This window comes from Verrucosispora sp. WMMD573, assembly GCF_027497175.1.
In the GTDB taxonomy this organism is placed as follows: domain Bacteria; phylum Actinomycetota; class Actinomycetes; order Mycobacteriales; family Micromonosporaceae; genus Micromonospora.
This window is the reverse complement of the sequence record NZ_CP114901.1, coordinates 2,966,056-2,984,610: the sequence shown is the minus strand read 5'-3', so window position 1 is coordinate 2,984,610 and position 18,555 is coordinate 2,966,056. Positions and strand designations below refer to the sequence as shown.

General features: G+C 72.7%; 15 protein-coding genes and 1 riboswitch. Of the genes, 6 read left to right on the top strand and 9 right to left on the bottom strand.

Features of this window, described 5'->3' with window-relative positions:
- Positions 1-100: 100 nt before the first annotated feature.
- Together O7601_RS13745 and O7601_RS13740 are read left to right on the top strand one after the other, a co-directional pair.
- The gene (locus tag O7601_RS13745; protein ID WP_281566529.1) at positions 101-904 is read left to right on the top strand and encodes a DNA-formamidopyrimidine glycosylase family protein; all 804 of its coding nucleotides are present in this window, start codon (positions 101-103) and stop codon (positions 902-904) included.
- Between the two features lie 245 nt (positions 905-1,149).
- Positions 1,150-4,899, top strand: a complete 3,750-nt coding sequence (locus tag O7601_RS13740; protein WP_281566528.1) for a hypothetical protein — start codon at positions 1,150-1,152, stop codon at positions 4,897-4,899.
- A gap of 106 nt (positions 4,900-5,005) precedes the next feature.
- On the opposite strand, the gene O7601_RS13735 is transcribed toward O7601_RS13740, so the two are convergent.
- The 7 genes from O7601_RS13735 to O7601_RS13705 all read right to left on the bottom strand — a co-directional run bounded on the left by O7601_RS13735 (position 5,006) and on the right by O7601_RS13705 (position 11,158).
- Positions 5,006-5,788, bottom strand: a complete 783-nt coding sequence (locus O7601_RS13735) for a hypothetical protein (protein ID WP_281566527.1) — start codon at positions 5,786-5,788, stop codon at positions 5,006-5,008.
- Between the two features lie 22 nt (positions 5,789-5,810).
- Positions 5,811-6,671 carry a PspA/IM30 family protein gene (locus tag O7601_RS13730; RefSeq protein ID WP_281566526.1) on the bottom strand — a complete coding sequence of 287 codons (861 nt, stop codon included), beginning with the start codon at positions 6,669-6,671 and terminating at the stop codon, positions 5,811-5,813.
- A gap of 183 nt (positions 6,672-6,854) precedes the next feature.
- Positions 6,855-7,313 (bottom strand): helix-turn-helix transcriptional regulator, encoded by a 459-nt coding sequence (locus O7601_RS13725; protein ID WP_281566525.1) that lies wholly within the window; start codon positions 7,311-7,313, stop codon positions 6,855-6,857.
- Between the two features lie 149 nt (positions 7,314-7,462).
- Entirely contained in the window at positions 7,463-7,966 is a 504-nt protein-coding gene (locus tag O7601_RS13720; protein WP_281566524.1) for a CinA family protein, read from the bottom strand.
- 59 nt (positions 7,967-8,025) lie between these two features.
- Positions 8,026-8,619: a CDP-diacylglycerol--glycerol-3-phosphate 3-phosphatidyltransferase gene (gene pgsA / locus O7601_RS13715; protein WP_281566523.1), complete on the bottom strand. Its 594-nt coding sequence runs from the start codon at positions 8,617-8,619 to the stop codon at positions 8,026-8,028.
- Between the two features lie 71 nt (positions 8,620-8,690).
- On the bottom strand, positions 8,691-10,178 hold the full coding sequence (rimO, locus tag O7601_RS13710; RefSeq protein ID WP_281566522.1) for a 30S ribosomal protein S12 methylthiotransferase RimO: 1,488 nt from the start codon (positions 10,176-10,178) through the stop codon (positions 8,691-8,693).
- Positions 10,179-10,234: 56 nt separating this feature from the next.
- Positions 10,235-11,158: an ornithine cyclodeaminase family protein gene (locus O7601_RS13705; protein WP_281566521.1), complete on the bottom strand. Its 924-nt coding sequence runs from the start codon at positions 11,156-11,158 to the stop codon at positions 10,235-10,237.
- 89 nt (positions 11,159-11,247) lie between these two features.
- A riboswitch (guanidine-III (ykkC-III) riboswitch) is annotated at positions 11,248-11,314 on the top strand.
- 58 nt (positions 11,315-11,372) lie between these two features.
- Here O7601_RS13705 and O7601_RS13700 point away from each other — a divergent pair.
- Positions 11,373-11,687, top strand: coding sequence for an SMR family transporter (locus tag O7601_RS13700; RefSeq protein WP_281566520.1), 315 nt, complete (start codon positions 11,373-11,375; stop codon positions 11,685-11,687).
- 85 nt (positions 11,688-11,772) lie between these two features.
- Positions 11,773-12,000 carry a hypothetical protein gene (locus O7601_RS13695; protein ID WP_281566519.1) on the top strand — a complete coding sequence of 76 codons (228 nt, stop codon included), beginning with the start codon at positions 11,773-11,775 and terminating at the stop codon, positions 11,998-12,000.
- A 496-nt stretch (positions 12,001-12,496) separates the two neighbouring features.
- Here O7601_RS13695 and O7601_RS13690 read toward each other — a convergent pair whose 3' ends face one another.
- On the bottom strand, positions 12,497-14,944 hold the full coding sequence (locus tag O7601_RS13690; protein ID WP_281566518.1) for a DNA translocase FtsK: 2,448 nt from the start codon (positions 14,942-14,944) through the stop codon (positions 12,497-12,499).
- Between the two features lie 112 nt (positions 14,945-15,056).
- Here O7601_RS13690 and O7601_RS13685 point away from each other — a divergent pair, with 112 nt between their 5' ends.
- Together O7601_RS13685 and O7601_RS13680 are read left to right on the top strand one after the other, a co-directional pair.
- Positions 15,057-15,536 carry a YbjN domain-containing protein gene (locus O7601_RS13685; protein ID WP_281566517.1) on the top strand — a complete coding sequence of 160 codons (480 nt, stop codon included), beginning with the start codon at positions 15,057-15,059 and terminating at the stop codon, positions 15,534-15,536.
- A gap of 116 nt (positions 15,537-15,652) precedes the next feature.
- On the top strand, positions 15,653-17,191 hold the full coding sequence (locus O7601_RS13680; RefSeq protein WP_281566914.1) for a YbjN domain-containing protein: 1,539 nt from the start codon (positions 15,653-15,655) through the stop codon (positions 17,189-17,191).
- Between the two features lie 40 nt (positions 17,192-17,231).
- Here O7601_RS13680 and O7601_RS13675 read toward each other — a convergent pair whose 3' ends face one another.
- Complete coding sequence (locus tag O7601_RS13675) at positions 17,232-18,416, bottom strand: S1 family peptidase (RefSeq protein WP_281566516.1); 1,185 nt, start codon at positions 18,414-18,416, stop codon at positions 17,232-17,234.
- Between the last annotated feature and the right edge of the window lie 139 nt (positions 18,417-18,555).

Here is an 18,555-nt window from a genome sequence, read left to right as displayed (position 1 = left end):
CTCAGAACTCCCCGATAGTGCCTATATCCGTAGATCGAACAGAAGCGCCATACAAATGGCGATACATGTGAATTGCCTTCGGGTGAGGGAGAATGGGGCCGTGCCCGAAGGTGACACCGTCTGGAACACCGCCCGCGTCCTGGAACGCGCCCTGGCCGGGGCCCGGCTGACCGGCAGCGACTTCCGGGTGCCGTCGCTCGCCACCACCGACCTTGCCGGCTGGTCGGTACGCGACAGCGCGAGTCGGGGCAAACACCTGCTGCTCCGGCTGGAAGCCCCCGCCGGCACCGGCGAATCGCGCTGGACGCTGCACTCGCACCTGCGGATGGACGGCACCTGGCGGGCCTACGCCCCCGGGGCGCGGTGGACCGCCCGCCCGGCGCACCTGATCCGGGTGGTGCTCCGCGCCCCGGTCGCGACCGCCGTCGGCTACCACCTGCACGAGGTGGCGCTGGTGCCCACCACCGACGAGGAACGCCTCGTCGGTCACCTGGGCCCCGACCTGCTCGGCTCGGACTGGAACCCGGCCGAGGCCGCCCGTCGGCTCACCGCCCACCCGGACACCCCGGTCGGCATGGCCCTGCTCGACCAACGGATCCTGGCCGGCGTCGGCAACCTCTACAAGTGCGAGGTGCTGTTCCTCCGCGGCGTGCACCCCCGCACCCCCGTGCGGGAGGTGCCCGACCCCCTCGGCCTGGTGACGCTGGCGCAGAAGCTGCTGGCCGCGAACCGGGGTCGCTGGACGCAGAGCACCACCGGCTCGCTCGGGCGCGGCCGGACCAGCTACGTGTACGGGCGACGGGCACAGCCGTGCCGGCGCTGCGGCACCGCCATTCGCAAGGAGGAACTGGGCGACCGGGTCACCTACTGGTGCCCCGTCTGCCAGCCCGGTGACCCGACCTGAGCCGTCACGTGCATCTTCCACGCGACGGTCTGGGCAGGTCGGAGCCGGTGAACGGCCGGCCACACGGCCAACGCCGGAGTGGCGGCGGCGACACGCCGACAGCTCGGCAGATTGGCACGAAAGGGGACTTCCTAACCGGCCACCACACGCCGCATGCTGCGGTTGAGGCTCACGGAGCGTCAGCACGCGCGTCCGCGCCGCCACGTCGGGGTGGTGGCCGCCACGCCCCGATCACCGGGAGAGCCATGGCCGTGTTCCGCAGACTCCGGTCGACCTGGCTGGACCGCGCCGCCCGCAGCGACCAGGCGGGCACACCGAACGCCGTCCCCAGCACCCGAGCCGCCCCGGACACGGAGAACGGCACACCCACCCGTCCCGACCCCGACGCTCCGAGGCGTTCCGACACCGTCGGGACGGCAGGTCCCGACGGCACCGGCCCGGGGGTAGCGAGAGCGCCCGAGCAGCCGCGTCCGGAAACGGCATCGTTCAGGCCACCGGGGCCGCGCCCGGGGCCGGCGAGTCTGGACCCGGCCGCAGCCCCCCGCTGCTTCGGCCCAGTGCCGAACCACGCCTACAGTCCACTGCCCGTGCCCGACGAGGACGGGAAGATTGTGGTTGCCGGCACCGGGTTGCGTAAGTTCGTCGACCCGCTGCCCGGCCTCGGCCCGCTGGGGCGTACTCCGCTCGGCGCGTACCTGCCGGTCGCCGTACCCGACACGATCACCTATCCCGGTTGCGACTACTACGAGATCGGGTTGCAGGAGTACACCCAGCGGCTGCACCGGGACCTGCCGGCGACCCGGCTGCGCGGCTACCGCCAGCTCAACCTGGGCACCAACCCGGACGGTCACAACACGGTCAGCCCGCCCCGACGGCCGTGGCATCTCGGTCCGGTCCTGCTCGCCCGACGTGGCCGGCCGGTACGCATCAAGTTCATCAACCAACTGCCCACCGGCGATCTCTTCCTGCCTGTCGACCCGACGGTGCCCGGTGCCGGCCCCGGGCCCCTCGACGGACCGGCACCCTACCCGCAGAACCGGGCCGTGCTGCATCTCTGCGGCGCGCTCACCGGCTGGATCAGTGCCGGCAACCCAGCACAGTGGATCACTCCGGCGAGTGAGATCACCCCTTATCCCACCGGTGCCGGGCTGGCCCACGTGCCGGACATGGCCCACCCGGGACAGGGCGCCACCACCCTCTACTACCCGAATGACCAGAGCGGGCGTCTGCTCTGGTTCCACGACAACACCATCGGGCTCTCCCGGCTGACCGTCTATTCCGGCCAGCTCGCGCTCTACCTGCTCACCGACGAGGCGCAGGAGCGGTTGATCGCCGACGCGACGCTGCCGGCCGAGCAGTTGCCGCTGGTCTTCGAGGACAAGACTTTCGTGCCGGACGACGCCCAGCTCGCCGAACAGGACCCGACCTGGGACCGCGACCGCTGGGGCACCCGCGGTGCCCTCTGGCACCCGCACATCTACCAGTCCCGCCAGAACCCGTACCGCCGCGACGGAATCAACCCGACCGGTCGGTGGGACTACGGGCCCTGGTCGCGTACCGCCACCGCCGACCCCGACGCGCCCGCCACCGCCGTACCCAACCCGCACCACGATCCGGTCACCGACCCGGACGAGCCCCCGGAGACTCCCGGCGTGCCGCACCCGAGCGCCGTACCCGCAGCGTACGGCGACACGGTCCTGGTCAACGGTGCCGCGTACCCGTACCTGGAGGTGCAGCCCAGGATCCACCGATGGCGCATCCTCAACGCCTGCACCGACCGCTGGCTGAATCTTCAGCTGTACCGGGCCGCCTCCGACGCACCCATGTGGACGGCGGAGGGCACCCTCGCCGACGCCGCCGCCGGCGAGGTGCCGATGGTCGACGCGGTACGCGCCCCGGACCGGCCGGCGGACTGGCCCACCGACGGGCGGCCCGGTGGCGTGCCGGACCCGGCGGCGGCCGGCCCGCAGATGATCCGGATCGGCAACGAGGGCGGGCTGCTGCCGGCACCCGTGGTGGTGCCGAACCGCCCGATCGGATTCCGCTACGACCGACGTGACCCGACAGTGCTCAACGTCGACGGCCACGCGCTGCTGCTCGCCCCCGGCGAGCGGGCCGACGTGCTGGTGGATCTCGCCACCGTCGACCCCGGCACCACTCTGATCCTCTACAACGACTGTCCCGCCCCGCTGCCCTGCTTCGACCCCCGCTATGACCACCACACCGGTGGCCCCGACCGCACGGCCGAGGGCGGCGCACCACCGACACTGCCCGGCTACGGACCGAACACCCGCACCCTGATGCAGCTACGGGTGACTGGCACGCCGGCAGGGCCGTACGACCTGGACCGGCTGCGGGACCTCCTGCCCGCCGCGTACGCGGCCAGCCAACGCCCCCCGGTCGTGCCGCAACCCGCCTACGATCCCTGCTTCGGCACCACCAGCGCTCCCACCCGGATCCCGGTGCGCGCCACCACCGTCGAGTTCACCCCGCCCGGCGGCGCGCCGGTCAGCCTGCCGCTGAACGTCAAGTCCGTCCGACAGGTCTTCGAGCCCGAGTACGGTCGAATCACCGGCCGGCTCGGGGTGGCTCACCCGCACGGCGTCCCCTGCGGCGAGGCCACCCTGCCGCTCGGCCCCACCGATCCGGCGACCGAGGTGGTGCACGCCAGTGACCCGGCCCTGTCGGTCGGCACACCTGGCGACGGCAGCCAACTCTGGCGGGTACGCGGCTCCGGGCGGCAGAGCCATCCGGTGCGGTTCGACGGCCTGGACGTTCAGGTGGTCGGCCGGGTCGGCCGGGACGGCACCATCCGGCCACCGCACCCCGCCGAGCTCGGCTGGAAGCAGGTGGTACGCGTCGATCCCGGTGAGGACGTGCTGCTCGCGTTGCGTCCCGAGGCGCCGGTCCTACCGTTCAAGCTCGGCGACAGCGTACGGCTGCTCGACCCGACCCGGCCGGCCGGTATCCGGCTCGGATCGACCCCGATCAGCCCCGTCGACGGGCGACCCGCCACGGTGGTCAACCAGCTGGTCAACCTGGGCTGGGAGTACCGCTGGGGCAGCGCGGCGGCCGGCCACCGGGACCACGGCATGAGCCGGCCGTTGGTGGTCCGGGTCTCGCCCCGGGCGCCGACCGGGCTGACCGCCGCACCGGCCCCCGGCTCGGCGACCGCGCTGCCGGCGATCACCCTCGCCTGGACCGGCAACGGCAGCCGGCCACCCGCCACCAGTCACCTGCTGCACCGGGCCACCGACGCGACCTTCACGAACGGGTTGACGACCATCACCGTCGCGGCCACCGCGACCCGCTACACCGACGCCACCGTCACCCCCGGCGTCACGTACCACTACCGCATCCGTGCCGAGAACGCGGCCAGTTGCTCCACCTGGTCGAACAGCGTTCCCGCATCGGTGCAGCTCATCGCACCGGCCAAGCTGACCGCCAGCATTCCGCCCGCCGCGCCATTACGGGTGGCGCTGCGCTGGGTCAACCATTCCTTCGCCACCGGCATCGACGTGCAACGCGCCACCAACCCGACCTTCACCAGCGGGCCGGGCACCACCGCGATCAGCGTGGGCGACAACCACCTGGACCCGACGGTCGCTCCCGACACCACCTACTACTACCGGGTACGCACCACCTACCTGGGTGCCGCCTCGCCCTGGTCCACCGTGGCGACGGTGGTCACCCCACCCGCGCCCGGCACACCGACCTCGGTGAGTGTGGCCACCACCGCTCCCGGTCCGGACACCGCGACCGTGGTGCTGGGCTGGTCCGCCAGCACCCCCGCCGGCCAGGGCGCCGGCTTCACCGTGGAGCGGGCGCTGGACCCGGCGTTCACCCGGGAACTGGCCACCTTCACCGTCACCGGCCGCGGCTTCACCAACACCGGCCTGGCCCGGGGCGTCACCTACCACTACCGGGTGCGCTCGTTCAACGTGGTAGGCGCCTCCCCGTACACCGGTCCCGTCCCGGTCACCACACCCTCCTGACCGGCGGGCTCACCCAGCCCAGTCAGGTTGTTGACCAAGAGGGTCTGGTCGCGGTCGTGGCCCGATCCCGACGCAAACTTCTTGATCGACGCGGCGGGGGCGGTGGTCAGGCTGAGGGGGCGGGGCGGGAGACGGCGCGGAGTTCCGACAGGGCGGAGGCGAAGCCGTGGAGGAGGTCGGTGGCCTCGGTCAGGCGGGCGGCGGCGGGGTGTTCGGATTCGGGGCGGTACTCCTCGGCGAGGTAACCGGCGGCGGCGACCACCAGGCGCTCGTACGCCGCCACGCCCGTCTCCAACTGCCCGGTGAGCGCCCGCTGCGCCTCGGCCAGCGGCGGCTTCGCGTCGGCGGGGGCGAGACGGACCGCGCGTTCCACGCTGGCGACCCGGTTGGCCAGCTCGCGCAGCGACTGCTCGGCGGCGGAGGCTTCGGCGACGGCCGGTTCGGCGAGGCCGGTCAGCCGGCCCGCCATGGAGGCCATGGTCGCGGCGGCCCGGTCCAGGCGCTCCCACGGCCCGGCAGCGGTGGTACCGCGCAGCGCGGTGCGGGAGCGGACCCGACGCACCTCGGCCAGCACGCCGGCGCCGGCGGGGAGTCGTTCCACGGCGGCGACCAGGCGGGCCCGGTTGCGGGCGGCCACCTGGGCCGGATCCAACGGCGGCGGAGCGGGCTGGGCCGCGAGGGCGCGTAGGTCCACCCAGCGCCACGCGGCCAGGGCGGTGGCCGCGCCCGCGGCGGCGGCCCAGGCCGCGTCGGCGAGACCGATCCCGGCGTACGGGGTCAGCACCGCCGTCGCGCCGCCGAGCCCACCGGCCAGGACGCTCCACCGGCGGGCGGAGCCGCGCAACCTGCCCAGCCGGCGGAAATACCGGGTGCGCTCGTCCGCTGCCACCGTCGCCTCCTCGATTCTCCGCTCAGCCAGCGGCCGTCGTGTCGCCGGTGCCGCGCTCACGGCTCATGCTGGCGCGGATCTCGTCGAGCCGGGCCACGCCCGGATCGGCCGTGGCCGGCTGGTCGGCGACGGCACCACGGTCAGCGCCCGTGCCGAGCTGCTCGCCGGCCATGCTGGCGCGGATCTGGTCCAGCCGGGCGGAACCGGCCGTGTCCAGCGTCGCCTTCTGGATCTCCAGCATCCGGCCCTCGGTCGAGTTGCCGGCCAGTTCGGCGCGGCCCATGGCGTTGGCGTAGCGGCGTTCGATGCGCTCGCGTACCTCGTCGAGGGTGGGGGTGCTGCCGGGGGCGGTGAGCGCCGACATCGACTCCAGCGAGGCGGCGACGCTCTCCTGCATCTTGGCCTGCTCCAGCTGGCTGAGCAGCTTGGCGCGCTCGGCGAGCTTCTGCTGGAGGATCATGGAGTTGTTCTCCACCGCCCGGCGGGCCTGCCCGGCGGCGGCCAGCGCCTGGTCGTGCAGGGTCTTCAGGTCCTCTGCGGACTGTTCGGCATTGACCAACTGGGTGGCCAGGGTCTGCGCGGACTGCTCGTACCGCCCGGCCTCGGTCTCGTCGCCCTTGGCCCGGGCCTGGTCGGCAAGGACCAGCGCCTGACGGGCGTTGGCCTGCAACCGCTCGACGTCGGACATCTGCCGGGACAGCTTCATCTCCAACTGCCGCTGGTTGCCGATCACGGCGGCGGCCTGCTGAACGAGCGCCTGGTGCTGCCGGTGCGCCTCGTCGATGGCCTGCTGGAGCTGCACCTTCGGGTCGGCGTGCTCGTCGATGCGGGCGCCGAAGAGCGCCATCAGGTACTTCCACCCCTTGACGAACGGGTTCGCCATCTCCGCGGTATCCCCTCAATCACGTCGCTGCGCCTGCCCCACCCCCGGGGAACCGGCTCGGCTACCGGCGATGGTGGCTCCATCGTCCCAGCCGGGCGCCAACACGGCATCCGTACCGGCGAGAGGGGACGTCCGCGATCAACCCTACGCGGCGGGAGCTACCGCGACCATCGGCCGCGAGGCTCAGGCGGCGCAGACCACGTCCCGGTCGCTGCGGTCGGCGGGCCGGACCCGGGCGCTGCGCAGTGTGGCCTTGAGCGGGGAGTCCTGTCGCACGGAGACGGCGACATTGCCGTCCGAGGTGACCTGGCGTACGCCCCGACCGGTGGCCTTGTGCACCGACGCGGCGGCGACCGGCGTCGAATCGGCCGACTCGTCCTGCACCGGCACCAGCACACCCGGCATCTGTTCGGCGAGCGCGACCGTGTCACTGACCTCACGCAGCAACTCGGACAGGCGAGCACCCAATGCGTCGCAGATCGCCGCGAGCAGCTCGCTGGAGGGCTCCTTCTGGCCGCGTTCGATCTCCGACAGGTAGCCCAGGCTGACGTTGGCTGCGGACGAGACCTCACGCAGCGTGCGGTGCTGCCCCTGCCGGCGCGCCCGTAGTGCGTCACCGATCACCCGGCGTAGCAGGACCATTCGCACCTCCCCTGAGGGACACAGTTCGCCCGGCCGACCGGACTCACGGGAGCACCGGCTGTCGGAGCTTTCCCGCAACCGTACCCGCTGTGCGCCGCCACGACATCCCGCCCCGCCCGGTCGTCCCACGGTCGCCGCCCGCAGCGGGGTCAGGTCGGAGCCTGGATATGGTCGGCCAGCAGCCGCAGGGCCTCGGTCACGGCAGCACCGCGCACCTGGTCGCGACCACCGTCGAGGTTCAGTTGCCGCACGTCGGTGCCGTCCGGGCCGGCCACCGCGACGAAGACCAGGCCGACCGGTTTGCCGGCCTGAGGTTCCGGTCCGGCCACACCGGTGGTGGCCAGACTCCAGTCGGCGCCGCAGCGACGCCGTCCACCCTCGGCGAGCGCCTTCGCCACGTCGGCATCGACCGGGCCACGCTCCGCCAGCAGCTGCGCCGGCACATCGGCCAGCCGTTGCTTCAACTCGGTGGCGTAGACCACCAGCCCACCCCGGTAGACGGCGCTCGCCCCGGCGATCTCCACGACCGTGGCGGCCAGCAGGCCCCCGGTCAGCGACTCGACGGTGGCGAATGTCTCCCGCCGATCGGCGAGGCGGTGCACCACGCCCGCCGCCGCGGCGCCCATCGACCCCTCGCCCTCGCGTACACCCATGATCTGCATCCTTCCCGGCGCGGGCGTGGTCTACGCGTCGCAACGCCGGTGGCCGGTCGTCAGCCCTGAGTGCGACGCAACCGGGTGGCCTGGGCGATGTAGTCCAGCCCGGTGACGAGGGTGACCGCGACCGCCGCGCCCATGATCCACGGACCGATCGGGGTCAGGGCGGCCGGCATCGGCCACAGGTACCAGGTGATGGCCAGCACCTGGAGGGCGGTCTTGATCTTTCCGCCCCGGCTCGCGGCGATCACGCCGCGCCGGATCACCCAGAACCTCAGGGCGGTGATCCCCAGCTCCCGGGCCAGGATGACCGTCGTCACCCACCAGGGCAACCGGTCGTACCAGGACAACAGCAGCAGGGCGGCGCCGGTGAGTGCCTTGTCGGCGATCGGGTCGGCAACCTTTCCCACGGCGGTGACCAGCGCGAACCTCCGGGCGATCCACCCGTCTACCAGATCCGTGACCGAGGCCACGGCGAAGATCACACAGGCGATGACCTGCCATCCGGCATGGGTCATCCCCGACATGGCCACCGAGGCGGCGAATACCGGTACGAGCACCAGCCGCAGCGCGGTCAGGGCGTTGGCGGCGTTGACCACGGGTACCCGGGCCACCACCGGCACCGGGGGCGACTCCGTCGCCCCGGTCATCGAATCGCCCCGCTCGGGTGGCGCACCCGACACCGCACCTCGCGCCTCCTCCGCCTCGTCCCAGCCCACCGTCACCGCGCCGCGCCGGGCGCGGCGGAGATCATCTCATCCGGCACGGCGAGTAGGTCGACGCCCTCGGTACCGGTCACCGTGGCGCGGACCAGGTCTCCGGGGCGCAACGCGGTCAGGTCGACGCCGCCGCCGTCGGGGGCGACCAGGGTGGTCGACCCGTCGACCTCCGGCGCCTGGTGCGCGGCCCGTCCCTCGACCACCCCATCGTCGACCGAGTCGACGAGCACCTCCACCGTCGAGCCGAGGCGGTCCTCGGCCCGCTGCGAACACAGCTCGTCGGCGAGCGCGCTGAGCCTGTCGTACCGGCGTTTGATGGTGGCGGTGGAAACCTTGCCCGACAGTCCGGCAGCCTCCGTGCCGTCCTCGTCGCTGTAGTCGAAGACGCCGATCGCGTCGAGCCGGGCCTCGGTGAGGAACCGCACCAGCTCGTCGACGTCGCCCCGGGTCTCGCCGGGGAACCCGACGATGAAGTTGCTGCGCGCCCCGGCCTCCGGTGCCAGTTGCCGGGCGGTGCCGAGCAGTTCCAGGAAACGGTCGGTGGAGCCGAAACGACGCATCCGGCGCAGCACCGGCTCGCTGGAGTGCTGGAACGACAGGTCGAAGTAGGGTGCCACCCCCGGCGTGCCGGCGATCGCCTCGATCAGCCCGGGCCTTGTCTCGGCGGGCTGGAGGTAGCTGGCCCGTACCCGCACGATGCCATCGACGGCGGCGAGCTGGGGCAGCAGCTTCTCCAGCGCGCGCGGGTCGCCCAGGTCCTTGCCGTAGGAGGTCGAGTTCTCGCTGACCAGTACGAGTTCCCGGACGCCGCTCTTGGCCAGCCACTCGGCCTCGGCGAGCAGCTCGTCGGGGGTACGCGAGACGAAGGCACCCCGGAAGGCGGGGATGGCGCAGAACGCACAGCGCCGGTCGCAGCCGCTGGCCAGCTTGAGCGAGGCCACCGGTCCGCTGTCCAACCGGCGACGCAGCACCGTACGCAGGTGGGCCGGGGTGTGCTCGTCGACGTCGGTGCCGCGGCCGTGCCCGGGCAGGGAGACCGCGCTGTCCCGGCGCGCGACGGGGGTCAGGGGCAGCAGTTCACGCCGGTCGCGGGGGGTGTGCGCGGCAACCTCCCGGCCGGCCACCACCGCGTCCAGCCGAGCGGCGATGTCGGGGTAGTCGTCGAAGCTGAGCACCGCCTGCGCCTCGGGGAGGCTGTCGGCCAGTTCCCGGCCGTACCGCTCGGCCATGCAGCCGGCGGCCACCACCTTCGCCCCGGTGTCGGCGGCGGCCAGCAGCGTCTGGATGGAATCCTGCTTGGCCTTCTCCACGAAGCCGCAGGTGTTGACGACCACCACGTCGGCGCCCTCGCCGTCGGTGGTCACCTGCCAGCCGTCGGCGTGCAGGCGGGCGGCCAGTTCCTCCGAGTCGACCTCGTTGCGGGCACAGCCCAGGGTCAGCAGTGCGACCCGGCGACCATCGGGGGAAGGTGAGGAGGTGGCAGACACCATCCGAGGGTACCGGGCGGCGGTGCCCGCACCGGCGACGGCGGTCTGAGCCGGTCGGGTCAGACCGCCGTGGCGAGGATCCGGACCACGCGGTCGAGCAGGAAGACCTCGGTGCCGGCCAGACCGACCGAGCAGAAGACCGAGATCTGGTCCGCACCGGTGCGGCCGGGTGCCATGCCCGCCAGCACCGCGCCCAGGTCGCGCAGCCGGGAGGCGTACGGCGGCAGCGCGGCGAGCATCGGCGGGGCGTACGACCGCGCCTGCGGCACCGAGTCACTGGCCAGCACGGTGGCGGCGTCGAGCAGGTCGGTGCCGAACTCCGCGCGGTCCACCTGTTTGAAGCCGACCGCGTTGACGTGGGTTCCGGGGCTCAGGTCGGCGGCGCTCAGCACCGGTGTCGGGCTGCTGGTGGCCAACACCACCACGTCCCGGTCGCGTACCGCCTCGCGGGCGGTGTCCACCGCGCGGGCCGGGATGCCGAGTTCGGCCCGCACCCGGGCGGCGAACGCCTCCCGACGCGCCGCCGAGCGGCTGTGTACGGTCACCTCCCGCAGGCGTCGCACCGCGGCGGCGGCCCAGACCTGGGTCCACGCCTGACCGCCGGCGCCGATCACGCCGACGGTGACCGCGTCCTCGCGGGCCAGCACGTCCACCGCCACCCCGCCCAGCGCGCCGGTGCGCCGGGAACCCAGTTCCTCCCCCACGGCCACGGCCCGTACCGCCCCGGTCCGCCCGTCGTGCAGCACCACCACCTGCTCGGTCTCCGGGTGCCCGAACGTGTCGTACGCCCGGTATCCGTACCACTGCCCCACCAGGTGGCCGGCGGTGAGCACCATCCGGCCGGCGCCGAGCGACGCGGCGGCCCGGGGCGGGGCGACGAGCCGCCCGTGGTACGCGGCGAGCAGGGCCTGACGCATCGCGTCGACCGAGGTCGCTGCGTCCAGCGCGGCGGCGACCTCCGAATCGGAGATGAGCACGGTCACGCGTCCATGGTGCAGCTTGAAGCGGACTTGAGGTCCATCCGGGGTGATCCGTCTCACCCGGACGACCCGCGCCCGGTGCTACGGTCGGTTTCGGCGGTCCGCGTGGCCGCCCCGGACGAGTCGTGGGCGTACCCGGTCAGGCCAAGACGCCCCGGAAGACCGACCCGACTCGTCCCGGCCCCGGTGGCCGGGCCACCCCTGAAGAGGTGACCCGATGGCCTGGATCGTGCTGGTGCTCTCCGGACTGCTCGAAACGGCCTGGGCGATCGCCCTGGACCGCTCCGCCGGCTTCACCCGACCCGTCCCCTCGGTGGTCTTCGCGGTCACGCTGGTGCTGAGCATGGCCGGCCTGGCGTACGCGCTGCGGGAGATCCCGGTCGGTACCGGCTACGCCGTGTGGGTCGGCATCGGCGCGGTCGGCACCGCCGTCGTCGGCATGGTGGCGCTCGGCGAACCGGCCAACCTGCCCCGCCTGCTCAGCCTGCTGCTGGTGGTGGCCGGAGTGATCGGCCTCAAGCTATTCCACTGACTCGCGGGCGGGTGTGCGTGGCGATCGTCCGTAGTGGGTAGAGATCCGGTCAGCAGACCTGAGACTCGTCCCCTTGGAGGAAGACATGGCCACCGGCACCGTCCGCTCGACCAGCGCCGCCCGCATCTGCACCATCGTGGGTTTCGTGTGCGCGGTACTCGCGCTGCTACTCAACCCGATCCTCTTCGGAGTCATCGGTCTGGTCCTCGGCGTCGTCGGCGCGGTGCTCGGTGACAAGCCGCTCGGCTGGTACGCCGCCGCGGCCAACGTGGTCGCCATGCTGCTGAGCATGCTGATCCTCAGCGCCCTCTGATCCCCGGCTATTTCGATGGCCCGCCGCATTCCCGCGGCGGGCCATCTTCATGACCTCTTCCACCCCTGCGTCGACGTCCCACCCTCGTCCCCGCACGACTGTTCCGCTACCAAGAAGCCCGGCCGAGCACCGCTACGGACAGCAACATCGTCGGCTGAACACGAACCGTAGCGCCAGCGGGGTAGCCGCCCCTTACCCCTTCCACCGCTTTGCTCTGCTTCAACCCACGCAACAGCTTCTGAGCTGGGGCGATAAAAACGCATCCGCCGCCAGCAGACAATCGATCATTACCTTCGGTAACCGTTGCGTATATTGAAGCAGAGCAAAGGGAGCAGAGGGGTAGGTGAGTTCCCGGGCAGGAATTCACCTTGAGTAACGAAGGTTGGTCAGCCGTGGTCGGCGATCAGGACCCGGTCCCCGTCCGGGTCGCGGACGATCGCCATCCGCACACCCAGAGGGTCGCCGGGCCGACGGCCAGCTGGGCAGGGACGTCGGCTCAGCCATCGCCGCCCCGCAGGTCCTCCAGGACCTCTTCCAGCTCGTCCGGCTTGACCAGCACGTCGCGCGCCTTGGAGCCCTCCGACGGGCCGACCACGCCCCGGGTCTCCATCAGGTCCATCAGCCGGCCCGCCTTGGCGAAGCCGACCCGCAGCTTGCGTTGCAGCATCGAGGTCGAGCCGAACTGCGAGGTGACCACGAGTTCGACCGCCTGCACCAGCAGGTCCAGGTCGTCGCCGATGTCCTCGTCGATCTTCTTCTTGCTGTCCTGCGCGGGGGTGAGCACGTCCGGGCGGAACTCCGGCTCACGCTGGTCCTTGCAGAACTTGACCACGTCGTTGATCTCGCGCTCGGTGACCCAGGCGCCCTGGATCCGCACCGGCTTCGAGGCGCCCATCGGCAGGAACAGCCCGTCGCCCCGGCCGAGCAGCTTCTCCGCGCCCGGCTGGTCGAGGATGACCCGAGAGTCGGCCAGGGACGAGGTGGCGAACGCCAGCCGGGACGGCACGTTGGCCTTGATCAGGCCGGTCACCACGTCGACCGAGGGCCGTTGGGTGGCGAGCACCAGGTGAATGCCGGCGGCCCGGGCCAGCTGCGTGATCCGCACGATCGAGTCCTCGACGTCGCGGGGGGCGACCATCATGAGGTCGGCCAACTCGTCCACGATCACCAGCAGGTACGGGTACGGACGCATCTCGCGCTCGCTACCCGGTGGCGCCTTGATCTCGCCGTTGCGCACCTTGCGGTTGAAGTCGTCGATGTGCCGGACCCCGTTCGCGGCGAGGTCGTCGTAGCGCATGTCCATCTCACGGACGACCCACTCCAGCGAGTCGGCCGCCTTCTTGGCGTTCGTCACGATCGGGGTGACCAGGTGCGGGATCCCCTCGTAACCGGTCATCTCGACCCGCTTCGGGTCGATCAGCAGCAGCCGCACCTCGTCCGGCGTGGCGCGGGTCAGAATGGACATGAGCAGGCTGTTCAGGCAGCTCGACTTGCCGGCACCGGTGGCCCCTGCGATCAGGATGTGCGGCATCTTCGCCAGGTTGGCCACCACGTAGCCACCCTCGATGTCCTTGCCGAGGGCGACCACCATCGGATGGTGGTCGCTGGTGGCGGCGCGCGAGCGCAGCACGTCGCCGAGGGCCACGTTCTCCGGGTCGGTGTTCGGGATCTCCACACCCACCGCGCTCTTGCCCGGGATCGGGCTCAGGATGCGTACGTCCGGGGACTTCACCGCGTACGCGATGTTGCGGGAGAGCTGGGTGATCCGCTCGACCTTGACGCCGTGGCCCAGCTCGACCTCGTAGCGGGTCACGGTCGGCCCCCGGGTGAAGCCGGTCACCGCCGCGTCGACGTCGAACTGGTCGAAGACGCCGGTCAGCGCGGCGATCACCTCGTCGTTCGCCTTGCTGCGGGTCTTCGGGGCGGCCCCGCTGCCGAGCATGTTCGACGGGGGCAGCGTGTAGTCGCCGGCCAGGCCGGTCAACGCGAGCTGCTCGGCCCGGGTCGGCGCGGGCGAGTGCTCGGGCGGCTCGGCGGGTTTGCGGCTGGCCGGCACCCGGGACGGCGCGTTGCGCGGCAGGACCATTGTCTCCTGCAGGTCCGCGCCATCCAGGTCGTCGAACTCGTCCGGGTCGACCGGTGGTGCCGCCCGCTTGGTCGGACGCCGACGAGTCGGCGTCGCGGTGGCCTCCGCCGGCTCCGTCTCGTCCTGCCCGACCACCCCGCCGGCCAGCAGGCCGAGCCGCTCGGGGATCTTGTTGATCGGCGTCGCGGTGACCACCAGCAGCCCGAACACCAGCAGCAGGACCAGCAACGGCACCGCCACCCAGGCGGTGACCGCGCGCTCCAGCACGCTGCCCACGCCCGCGCCGATCAGGCCACCGGCGAAGTCCCGCTCGCCCGGGCCGGCCGGCTGCTGACCGATGTGCAGCAGCGCTGCGGTGGAGACCAGCATGGAACCCCAACCGACCAGCCCGCGCCCCCGGTGCTCGGGGTCGCCGGGCTGCCGCATCAGCCGCCAGGCGCCGATGCCCAGCAGCACCGGCACCACGATGGAGATCGCCCCGAGGAAGAGCCGCACCGTGTCGGCCAGTCGGGCACCGACCGGACCGGCCGCCGAGAACCAGATCGCGCCCGCGCCGAGCAGGGCGAGACCGATCAGCAACAGGCCGGCGCCGTCGCGGCGGTGCTCCGGGTCGAGATCGCGGGCCGAGGCGGCCTGCCGACCCGCCGCGCGCACCGCCCAGCCGACCCCGTGGGCCAGCCCCATCCACAGTGCCTGGATCGCCCGACCGACGTACGCGGCAGGGCCCGGCCCCCTCGTCGAGGTGCGGCGCCGCACCGGCGCGCGGGTCTTCTTGGCCGGCTGGCGGGCACGACTGTTCGTGCTGCCACGCGGCGACGCGCCGCGCCGCCGACTCGCCTGAGGGGTACGGCCCGCCATAGCATCACCGTAACGGCGGGCCGGGTGATTGGCCGGTCATCCTGGTCGCTCCGCGTGTCGCAACGCGGTCCCTGCCGCCTGCCGTGATATTCGCCTCGCGAGGGAGTGTCCGATGGGGTCGCCGGAATTCGAGGACCGTGCCGGCCACCCGTTGGCGGGCCATCCGTCGACGCTGCGACCGCTCACCCGGGAGCTCGTCGCCGCCGTGCTGAGCAACCGGGGTCACACCGTGGCCGCCGACGCCGACGGTGCGCTGGTGGGCAGGTGGGCGCAGGGGCACATCTGGTTCCTCCGCGCCGGAGACGCCGGGGAACTGCTCCAGGTGCGTACCGTCGCGGCGCCCGCCTTCGCGGTCGAGGACGTGCCGTGGCTGCACGACTTCTGCAACACCTGGAACCGTGACCGGTTCTGGCCGAAGGCGTTCGTGCACGTCCACGACGCCGGTCAGGCCCGGGTCTGCGGCGAGGTCATCACCGACCTGGAACGGGGCGTCACCCCGCACCAACTGGACCGGCTGCTCGACCGGGGCATCTCGGCCGGTTGTCGGCTGGCCGACGAGGTGGGCCGGCTCGCGGGGACGGGGCGCCCGTGACCGGGCCGGTCCCCGGCGCCCGCCGGAACCGCAGCCGAGCGCGAGGCACCGCCGGGCCGGCCGACGGCGTACGCGCCGATCAGCGGATCGCCGACGCCCTCGCCGACGCGAGGGACATGCCCGACGGCGAGGTGCGCGTCGGCGAGTTGGAACGGGTCGCCGCGCTCGCCGAGGCGGACGGCGACCGGCGTACCGCGCTGCACGCCTGGTCCGAGCTGGTCGAGACGCACCTGCGCGGCGGCGAACGGTGGCGGCTGTTCGAGCCGGTCCGGCGTTGCCTGCGGGCGGCGGAGCCGGACGACGACACGTTGCGCAGCTATCGGCGGTACGCCGTCGAGGCGCTGCTCGGCACTCCCCGCATCAGTCTGGACCAGGCTCGCGGCGTGCTGAACGGACTCAGCGAGGAAGGCGGCGAGGCGAACGCGGCGCTGGTGGCGCAGTTGCGGTGCCGGATCGCCGATCACGTGGGCGACGAACCCGCCGCCCGCCGCTGGCTGGCACGGTGGCCGGCCGGGGCACCCGACCCGGCCGCCGGTTGCGCCGACTGCCTGCCGGTACGACAGGCGGAACTGCTGGCCGGCTGGGGCGACTGGGCGGCGGCGCTCGACGTGCTCGATCCCCTGCTCGACGCGCCGGCCGGCTGCACCGCCCAGCCGGAGGCGGCCCTGACCGCGGCGCTGCTGCCCTGGCTGCGGGCGGGCGACGCACGGCGGGCTGGGCAGGCGCACGTACGGGCGTACCAGCGGCACCGGACGGAACCCGACGGGTTCGGCCATCTCGCCACCCACCTGCGCTTCTGTGCGCTGGGCGGGCACCTCGATCGCGGTGTGGAGATCGTCGTCGAGCAGTTGCCCCGGCTGGACCGACCGCACGATGATCTGTCCGTGCTGGAGTTCACCGCGGCGGGGGCGCTGGTCTGCGCGCTGGCGGGCGAGAGGACCACGGGTCGCGCGGTCCGCCGACCGGCGTACGGTGGACGACCGGCCGCCGAGGTCACGGTAGATCAGCTCGGTGCCGAACTGCTCGCCGTCGCGACCAAGCTGGCCGGTAGCTTCGACGCCCGCAACGGCACCGGCCACCAGTCCGGCCGGATCGCCGCCTGGCTGGCCGAACGTCCACTCGTCCCGCCGGTGCCGCTGCCGGCCGACGAGGAGTTCGAATCGGCCGACGAGTTCGCCACGGACGGCGTTCCCGGTCCCGACGACGTACCGGGGGCGGACAGCGGGACCGCCGAGTTGGCCGTGGACGAGATCGGCGCCCTGACCGTGTCGATGATCACCGATGCGCTGGACCGCCGGGGTGACGACTACACCGTCGACGCCGCCGGCACGGTGCTGGGACGCTGGGGCGACGCGGTGATCCAGTTCCGGCGGGCCGGAGAACGCCACGACATCCTGCACACCCGGGTGGTGGCCGGGCGTCGGCTGGCGGCGACCCGGCGTACGGAGGCATTCGCCTTCTGCAACGCCTGGAATCGGGACCGGCTGCTCCCCAAGGCGTACGCGCACGACCCGGGTGAGGGTGGCCTGGTGCTGGCCGGCGAGGTGACCACCGACCTGGCGTACGGTGTCGCCCCGGACCAGGTCGCGGTGCTGGTCGACGCGGCCGTCCGAACCGGTGTCGCGTACGCGGCGGCGGTCGCCGCCCTGCCCTGACCCGGCCGGGCGCGGAACAGCACCCGGCCGGGTGGGCTGATCAGCGCCGGCCGCTCAGAGCGCGGAAGTTCCGCGTGGTGAGCAGCGTCAGGTTGTTGCGCTGGAGGATCTCGTTTACCGGCTGGTAGAACGTGGTGCCACCGCGCACGCAGTCGCCGGATCCACCGGAGGTCACGCCCTGCGCCTGGTTGCCGGAGATCCATGAGCCACCGGAGTCACCGGGCTCGGCGCAGACGTTGGTCCGCACCAAACCGCTGACCAGCCCTTCGGGGTAGCGGACGGTGGCGTTGCGGGCCTGCACCGTGCCGCAGCTGACTCCGGTGGTGGAACCGGAGCGGCAGATCGACGAACCGACCGGCACCTCCTGCGAACCGGCCACCCGGGCCACCCCGCCCCGGAAGTCGGTCACCTCCGGCAGCACCCTGGTGTTGTTGTTCACCTGCACGAAGGCCCAGTCGTCGCCCGGGAAGGACGAGGCCCGGAAGACGCCCTGCGGCGCCCGGTCGGCACCCGTGGTGCGGGCACCCACCCGCCCGCAGTGGCCTGCCGTGACGAAGCCACCGACCACCGCGAAGCCGACCGAGCAACGGCCGCTGCCGATGAAGTAGGGCTCGCCGCCGCGTACGTCGGCGAAGAGTCGGGGCTGCTCCTCGGTGGCCATCCGCACCGCGGTTCGCGGCACGCCGGCACGGGCCACGAAACGCCACCCGGCCGCTTCCGCACCCGGCTCGGCGAGCACCACCACGTTGTTCGAGGCGACGTCTACGTACCAGCCGGAGACCTGCTCGGCGCGGGCGGCGGTACGGTCCATCCGCGTCTTGAGGGTGTCGAGCTGACGTACCCCACGCTCGACCACCTTCGGAACCGCCCCGGCGGCCCGGACCCGCTGCGCCTGTGCCTCGTCGGCGACCGCCACGTTGAGTTCGCTGCCGTCGGCGCTGAGCCAGCTGCCGCCGTAGGCCGCGCCCAGATCCGCCCGGAGTTGGTTGACCACCCCGGAGGCCCAGCGTTCGGTCTTCAGTCGGGCGGCCACCTGCGACTCGTTCAGCCGCAGGTCCCGGCGCATCGCCTCGACCACGTCCGGGTCGGCGCCCTCGACCGCCCCGCTGGTCGGTGCGCCGACCGGCGCGCCACCGTCACCGGCGAACGACGGCAGGGCGACGGCCGCCGCCGCGCCCACGGCCGCCACCACGACACCGATGGCTGTCAATCGTCTGCGGTCCATCCGCCATGCTCCTCCCGGCTGGCGCGGTCACGCCTGCCGGCTCGGAGTACGGGCAAAACGCGCGATCGGTTGAACTCGCACGCGACCAATCGATCTGCCTACGCCGATGGGCCACCACCCGCCGGGTGTGGTGGCCCAC